The organism is Moorena sp. SIO2C4 (assembly GCF_010672485.1).
GTDB lineage: Bacteria > Cyanobacteriota > Cyanobacteriia > Cyanobacteriales > Coleofasciculaceae > Moorena > Moorena producens.
In genome coordinates, this window is record NZ_JAAHGN010000330.1 from 1 (window position 1) to 7,104 (window position 7,104).

The window sequence follows — 7,104 nt, forward strand, 5'->3', positions numbered from 1 at the left end:
TGTCAACGGTAGAGATACCTCCTTGCTCAATCCAGAGTCTACCTTCCATTCCCAGTCATCCCCAAAGGTTGCCGCTACAGATCCAGATATACCAGTACCAGTTGACCAGTTTCCCGTCACCTCAGTAACTGAAAAATCTAACTGGACAGAAATCGGGATGTTTTCATAGGTCTGTCCATTAATCGATAGTGAATAGTCACCGCTCCAAGTAGATGATACTAAGTGTGGCGGCACTTGAGCATTAATCCTCCCCTGGCTACCAACTATGAAAGCTGCTAAGCTGCCAATCCCAACCAATCCTAAGAAAGATTTTCCTTGCATGCTCCGCCATGATCCATTTAAGTAGGTTATCCAAATTATACTTCAGATACCGAAGCTCACTAAAGAAAGTAAAGTGATTATGGAATTGTTTCGAGTTTAACTTTTTTGGTGTATTTTATAAGAATTGCTACATTGAAATTCAGAAAGTAGATATTTTTGATATAATTTTCAAGAAATTGTCAATTAGTAGCTCCTATTGAAAATAAATTAACTATATTTTTATACCACAATTCCCGCTCTTTTAAGAGATATCAAGGGTTACAGTTATTTCACATTTAATCCTTTCAGCATGAAATGTGAAAGCCCTGCTTAACTCAACATTAATAAAACTTGAGTGATACTTCATCAAAGCTTCGCCTACATTGACCGTATGTCTAGTTAATATAGTCGAGGTAGAAAATATTATATTAACTATCTGATTGGTAATTTGATTTGAGATTGTAATCAATTCAAGCCTTATTATCGAATGTTTGATGATGTTGGAAAAATATCATAATCAATTAAGTTATTTGATCTGGATTAAACATTAAGTTTTATTCATAAAACTGTGGATAAAAACTTTTAAATATGAAGCAATACTTGTCACAAATTGTATTGTAATTATTCTGGTGGTTTTATTTTAAAGTTAAAGAAATATTTATCATAAACCACCTATAAAAAAGTACTTTACAGGTTAGACTGATGACCCAGAAAACGTTAACGCTCCAGGATGTTCAGCGTATTCTTGAGATTAGTAATCTAGACGATCTCACAGACAAAGACATCACCCAGTTACGCCGGAAAGCCAAAAAACGCTGGCATCCTGATACAATCGCCCACACCAAGCCATCTAAAGAGCAGGAAGCTCTGTATGCTGAAAACTTTAACCTGATCAACGATGTCGTTGATCTACTGCGTGCCTATATCAGTGGAGACTTTCAGGCAGGCCAGCAATATTCCGAAGATTATCACGCCTCCACACCTGAATCCCCTGTAGACGTCATCCGACGTAATGCACCAACTATGCAGGACATGCTAACCCGTGTCCAACACGAAGTTAAAGAAACACAATATAAAGTAGAAGAATCATCCGTTACCGTCAGCGATGGCTTCCTGGTCAAAGACATGCTCAAGTCTGACCTAGACGACAATATTTTAGTCGTTTGCGTTATGTCAATGTATGGATTTGTCTGGATTTCACTATTGCCTTTCATGGCCATTAGCATAGTTTTATCGGTTAATGAAGTTTTAGGCGTATTACTATTTATCCCTTTGATGTGCGTCTCCATAATCCATCCGATTTGTTGCATCCTTGGGATTATTCCACTATCGAGATACTGGCTTCCAGTTAAGGTTGTCAATTTTATAATTCCCTGGATAAACTTTGGCAATATCTTCTATATTTTTATTGCCGTATTCTCTAACTTTGGTTGTATCGCCTTTTTCATTGGTTTACCATTTCTAATCATTCGCATGATTGTAACACTTGTCAAATGGCTAATTTTTGCCCCCTTGTATGCGATCGCAATCATGATCTGGGGTGAAAAGCGATTTGGCATCATCAAGCAAAATGTTAGGTACATGGCCGGTGTAGCTGATTGGTATGTTACAAAACTCATCACCACAGATCCATCTCAGCTAGAAACTGAAGATTTGTTTGCCCTGTCCTATCTTTACGATGAATACAGAGATGTTTGGAAAAAATGGGCAAGGGATATTTACTAAACGTCCTTTGTCTTCTCCACACCTTTCCTTTTAACTAATCTCACTGAATAGGTCTTGGTATAGTACATTAGGCTCTATCTCGTACCTTGTTACAATCCAACCAAATTATTGAACAGCCAGATAACGCTTCCAGTGATTTACAGATTCAGGTGCTAGGTGCTCTATATCTAGAAGATTCGGCATAACGCTCAACCTCTCGATCAGATATAGCACTAGGTATTAAGGTGTTTGACATTGATAAAAGCAGCAAAAGCTAATGCAAGTCAACTTTTGCCTCTTGCCTCTTGCCTCTTGCCTTGCCCATAACGCTATATCTCTTCAGATAATTGTTCCATTCCTACACACTGATCATGGCACAAGTATCCCGAACCAAGTTCTCAATCCGAAAGCTAATCTTTCGGTCATCCTTAGTCACATTATCCATAGTGTTTTCAGCAAGTTACACCTGGGCTTTTGGTTTAGACGATATTATTCCAAAAGTTAAGGTTCCCAAACTTCCTGGGGGAATTAATGAAGAAATCGAAGACGTGATAGATGACGCCATTGATGGCGCAGTAGATGAAATTATTCCCTATGGCATTCCCCGTTCAATTGAAGAGTTGGTGGATCTACTGTTTGGAGCCCTAGCTAAAGATTATGGTGTTATTCAACAGACACCCTATTCTGCCGGATATAACGAAGTGCTGATTGTTTCGCCATCCACAGGGGCAGAACAACGCATGCAGGTAAATTTACCAGAGGAAGAATTTCGGATCTATGAGATTGCCTTTAAAGGTGTTTCAGTTCCCAAACCCAAAGCTGTTGTAGGTGGACAAAGCCCACTACAGGAATCAGAAATTAAAGACCGGTTATCTGAATTCAAAATTGAATACGATGACCAAAATAAAGTGCAGGCGATTATTCTAGCTGATGGCACTAAAGCTAAATTTAGCAATAGTCAGGCTATTATTTATGGTGCATCAGGGCAAACCATAGAAACCATAACCTTGTCTCAAGCAAATGCTAACCCCTCAGAAAATTATATAGCATTAAAGAACACAGGAAAACAAAAATGTAAATCCAATGTCAAGCAGCGCTTACAAGCAACACTGGATAATGCTAATTTAAAGAACTTGAAGCTGGCACAATTAGGTACTTCTGATGAAGCCAGACTGCTGGCCTGGGCTGGAACCTTCGGTAGAGAAGGATTAGCAGACTCTCTACTACCCGATAGCAGAAATCAAACCATACAATCAATTAGTTGTCAAGCTCCAGTTCAGTGTAATGTTAAGCATACTTACAAGGGAGCCAGCGAAGTTCGGACTGACCTATTTAAGATCCCACCAGGCACAAACCCAAAAGTTGCTTTAGAGTATGAGTTTTATACTATTCCGGATAGACTGGAAATTTTCTACGAGGGGTCTCGTATTTTCGGAGTAGGACCAAAGTCAGGGCGTGATACTAAACGTATTGGTAACCTTCCTGATAATGCGAAGTATGTGGGAGTTAAAGTTATTGGTAATCGTGATGAGGGCACTCGATGGTGGTATACTATCCACTGTTCTAATACAGGTGTTGAAGCTATTCCGGAGCCCAAAAAACCGGAAAGCCAAAACTTACCTGTTGTGCTCGGTATCGATCGATGGTGGGCTACAGCTACCAGCAATAAAGACCAAAAATTGATTGAAGTAACCTGGACAGTTGAAGTTACCGAAGATGGTGACTATGAGCTTGAAATAGATGACGGAACATGGGATGCCACTCAATTAAAGGCAGTTATTCCCATAGATACTGCTTATCAGTGGAGCGGAGAAGATCCAGAAATTGATTTTTACAATACCCCTGACCTGGATGATCTGAAAAAAGGAACCTATAAATTTATTATTGAATTTGAGGTGCCCAAAGCACCTGTTGTTGATGAAATCGAATTTACCTTAGCAGGGTCAGGAAATACTTCACCTTCAATTAAGTCTCTATTTGTAGCTGATCATCCTGAAGTAGCCATTGCAAACTTAAAAATATCAATTGATGGGAAAGAAAATGTAATTCGAGACCATCAAGAATTAGTCAATCTATTTTCACCAATTCTAAAGTTTGATAGCGGTCGTGGTGTAGAAGGAGGACCAGAGAAACATATTGGATCTATCGATGTAGAAAACTATCTGCTACCCAATACATCTTCACCAATATCCTGGGAAAATCTCCTAGATAAGACGTCATACCTATCGGGTAGCTCTGAGTCTATAATTAATTTATCAGGTTTTGAAAAAGGAACCCCGGAAAAGTCCCCCACTAAAACCTATGCTGCAGTTGTTAAGCCTAGCAATAACGCAATAGCCATTAATTACTACTTTCACTACACCCGTAGTAACTGGTCTGATCATGACGGTAAGCCAGCAGGGAAAGATTATCCTGGTAATACCCATGAAGGTGACTGGGAAGGCATTACAGTTTTTCTAGAAAGACATAGCAATGGAATATGGCATCCAAAAACAGTAGCATATGCACAACATACCCAGCTATTTGGCTACATTGGCGCTAATTTTGATAAAACACTAGACGGAGGACAGGAGGTTCCTTGGGAGCATGTCCTTCGTAACGGTAGTCAACCTCATGTCTATGTAGGCTTAGGTGGACATGCGAGCTATCCATTTCCAGGACAAACTCGCTGGCCAGATGTTTATGGTTATATAAATAAAAATATGGAGTACCATCGAGGAGATGGCATAGAAAGTAGCCCAACAGTGGAATATCTCCCTCGTGTTGGTCAAGGATATGTTGGTAGCGCTGATAATTTAACATCTGCTAAGGATTTAGCACCATCATGGTTGTTATTCCCAGGTCGTTGGGGCCAACAAGATGTTGGAGTAGCTTTTAGAAACAGTGATGGTAATGATGGACCACTGGGTCCTGTCTTTCAATCATTAGGTTTTGACCCTGGTGAAAGATGGCTTGCTCCTTGGAGCTGGGCTGAAGATTTTGAAGAAGTGGAAAGACCAAAGTAAGCATTTAATTGTCTAAATACAGTTACAAGCTTCGAGTTGAATGCGGTTTAGGTCAATTCCCTAAACCATCAACATTCCCAATACTTCTTTGGAATAAAATATTGACTTTTGTTAATGAAATAGATAATTTTGAATAATCCCAAATCTCTTAACCCCCTCAGCTACTAGCCGGAAAACTCCCACCAACAAAGTGAATATCACTAAAGGTTTCAATCCACAAACGAGCGCCACAATCCAGTGGATTATCCGGCTGATACACAATCTTACAAGGACCGAGGATTTCTACCTCATTACCGTAGAGATTGGTGCCCTTTCGTTTAACTGAAATCACTGGCTTCCGGTCTTCCGGGCTTTTTTTCATATTCGAGCCAATGTGATTGCGATTAACATTAATCTTGGCTAAAGCGGTCGTACGACTAGTGCGCCATTTCCCCTTTGGTCCACGATTACCTTTGGTAATTTGTGGCAAATTGTTGAACAGAGGAATAATCCAGAATTTCCCGCTTTTATAGGCACCCCGCACCCGACCCTTCTCTAGGAGTTGGCGTAATCGTCGAGAAGAAATTCCTAATAGAGATGCTGCTTCAGTAGTTCCAACGCACTTGTTCATCAGTTGACTCTGCTTTAACTATTCCGATAATACTAGTATAAGGAAAAAAAGAGAAATTGACAATTTCCGGGAATCGGGAGGAAAGCGTGGTAATAGTGGTAAACATGGTAAGGGTGGCTAGCAAGTCAAGTGCTGTGGTTTCGACTATTAGCGACTGCGTCAATATCGGAATAGTTAGGAAATCGGGAATTGGGAATCGGGAATCGGGAATTGGGAATTGGGAATTGGGAATTGGGAATGCGATCGCGTAGCGTGGCCTGCAGGTCAATCGCTTTTAGCGTGACATACGGCCAATCCCGTAGCGATCGCTATGGGGGAAATAAGTGTGTGGAAGTTTTGACCAATCTACGGACAGGGAAATCTGAAGTTGTAAGGAATGGCCTTTAAGGGATCAGATCCTTCTCAATCACTTGAGGAGTGGTTAGAATCTTGAGGCATATAAATACTAGAGTCATCATATGCAAAATTACAAACAAGATCAGAAGCTAGTAAACCCGGAGAATCCACCTAGATCTTTAGTTAAGAATTTTTTATGGATGGGAATCGGTATTGCAACACTTTTCATTACTGGTAAGGCAGCCATTTTTGGCTATCAGCAATGGCTATCTCATCAAGAGCAACTATTTGTGGAAACGATGGAAGACCTGATCATCAATAAAGAGTTTGTCGAGTGTATGAACAAAGCTCTAGAAATTCCTGAAAGTTCTCACAACTCTTATAATGCAGGAGCTTTTCTAAATCAGTGTGCTCAAGGACAGTTGGAGCAAGCCAAGAAAGTGGTAAAAGCACAGGAGTTGAAACCAGTTGATGAAAATTATAAATTAGCAATTAACTTGGCCAAACAAATTCCTTCATCAACGTCTGTCTATAATCAAGCTCAAGATGCGATCCTTAAGTGGGAAAACAAGTGGAGACAATTAGTGGGAGTAGAAGGCTTTACTGATGGCATCTATTTTTACCAGCAGAACAAAAGATCTAATATATATCTTATTTTCCAGAAGCAAGGAAATAAGATATTAGGTAAAAAATATGGATTTCAAAGTGATTATATAGTTTGTTTGAGAGGAGTTATACGGCGTGATATACTGAAAGAATTAACTGGAATTTCTTATGGCATTGATTTTATCCCACAGGTCGAAAGTGTTGACCCAATAAATTTATCGAAGTGGTATCGAATAAGTTGGGATAAAATCTCTAACTCTAGCAAGTATCCTCTACACTATGCTTATAACAATAAGGATCATCATATAGAATCTTGTCAAAAAGAATTTGATAAAAACCCTTGACCGACTTAGCTAGTAGCCGGAAAACTACCACCCATAAAGTGAATATCACAGAAGGTTTCAATCCACAAACGAGCACCAGAATCTAGTGGATGATCCGGCTGATACACAATCTTACACGGATCATTAATTTTCGGGAATCGGGAATCGGGAATCGGGAATCGGGAATCGGGAATCGGGAATCGGGAGTCGGGAATCGGGG

Annotated in this window: 6 protein-coding genes and 1 pseudogene; 3 read left to right on the forward strand and 4 right to left on the reverse strand. The window is 39.9% G+C overall.

Features of this window, described 5'->3' with window-relative positions; genetic code table 11:
• Nucleotides 1-321: hypothetical protein (locus tag F6K20_RS17845; protein WP_287295513.1), on the reverse strand; the 321-nt coding region annotated here is incomplete at its 3' end.
• Between the two features lie 681 nt (nt 322-1,002).
• Between F6K20_RS17845 and F6K20_RS17850 the strand changes: the two genes are divergently transcribed.
• A complete protein-coding gene (locus F6K20_RS17850; RefSeq protein WP_287295515.1) occupies nt 1,003-2,025 on the forward strand; it encodes a J domain-containing protein in 1,023 nt (340 codons plus the stop codon).
• Between the two features lie 350 nt (nt 2,026-2,375).
• Nucleotides 2,376-5,009 carry a hypothetical protein gene (locus F6K20_RS17855; protein WP_287295517.1) on the forward strand — a complete coding sequence of 878 codons (2,634 nt, stop codon included), beginning with the start codon at nt 2,376-2,378 and terminating at the stop codon, nt 5,007-5,009.
• 157 nt (nt 5,010-5,166) lie between these two features.
• Here the strand turns inward: F6K20_RS17855 and F6K20_RS17860 are convergent, their stop codons facing one another.
• Nucleotides 5,167-5,619 (reverse strand): MerR family transcriptional regulator, encoded by a 453-nt coding sequence (locus tag F6K20_RS17860; protein WP_287295518.1) that lies wholly within the window; start codon nt 5,617-5,619, stop codon nt 5,167-5,169.
• Nucleotides 5,594-5,887, reverse strand: coding sequence for a hypothetical protein (locus F6K20_RS17865; protein WP_287295520.1), 294 nt, complete (start codon nt 5,885-5,887; stop codon nt 5,594-5,596). Before F6K20_RS17865 ends, F6K20_RS17860 begins: the two co-directional genes overlap by 26 nt.
• 190 nt (nt 5,888-6,077) lie before the next feature.
• On the opposite strand from F6K20_RS17865, the gene F6K20_RS17870 reads away from it, so the two are divergent.
• Nucleotides 6,078-6,905: a hypothetical protein gene (locus tag F6K20_RS17870; protein WP_287295522.1), complete on the forward strand. Its 828-nt coding sequence runs from the start codon at nt 6,078-6,080 to the stop codon at nt 6,903-6,905.
• A 5-nt stretch (nt 6,906-6,910) separates the two neighbouring features.
• Here F6K20_RS17870 and F6K20_RS17875 read toward each other — a convergent pair.
• Nucleotides 6,911-7,104: pseudogene (locus F6K20_RS17875) on the reverse strand (hypothetical protein); the annotation flags it as partial.

Excerpts from the sequence above, each read along its gene's own strand:
- F6K20_RS17850 (WP_287295515.1), top strand. The coding sequence starts at position 1,003 with ATGACCCAGAAAACGTTAACGCTCCAGGATGTTCAGCGTATTCTTGAG.
- F6K20_RS17860 (WP_287295518.1), bottom strand. The coding sequence starts at position 5,619 with ATGAACAAGTGCGTTGGAACTACTGAAGCAGCATCTCTATTAGGAATT.
- F6K20_RS17855 (WP_287295517.1), top strand. The coding sequence starts at position 2,376 with ATGGCACAAGTATCCCGAACCAAGTTCTCAATCCGAAAGCTAATCTTT.
- F6K20_RS17870 (WP_287295522.1), top strand. The coding sequence starts at position 6,078 with ATGCAAAATTACAAACAAGATCAGAAGCTAGTAAACCCGGAGAATCCA.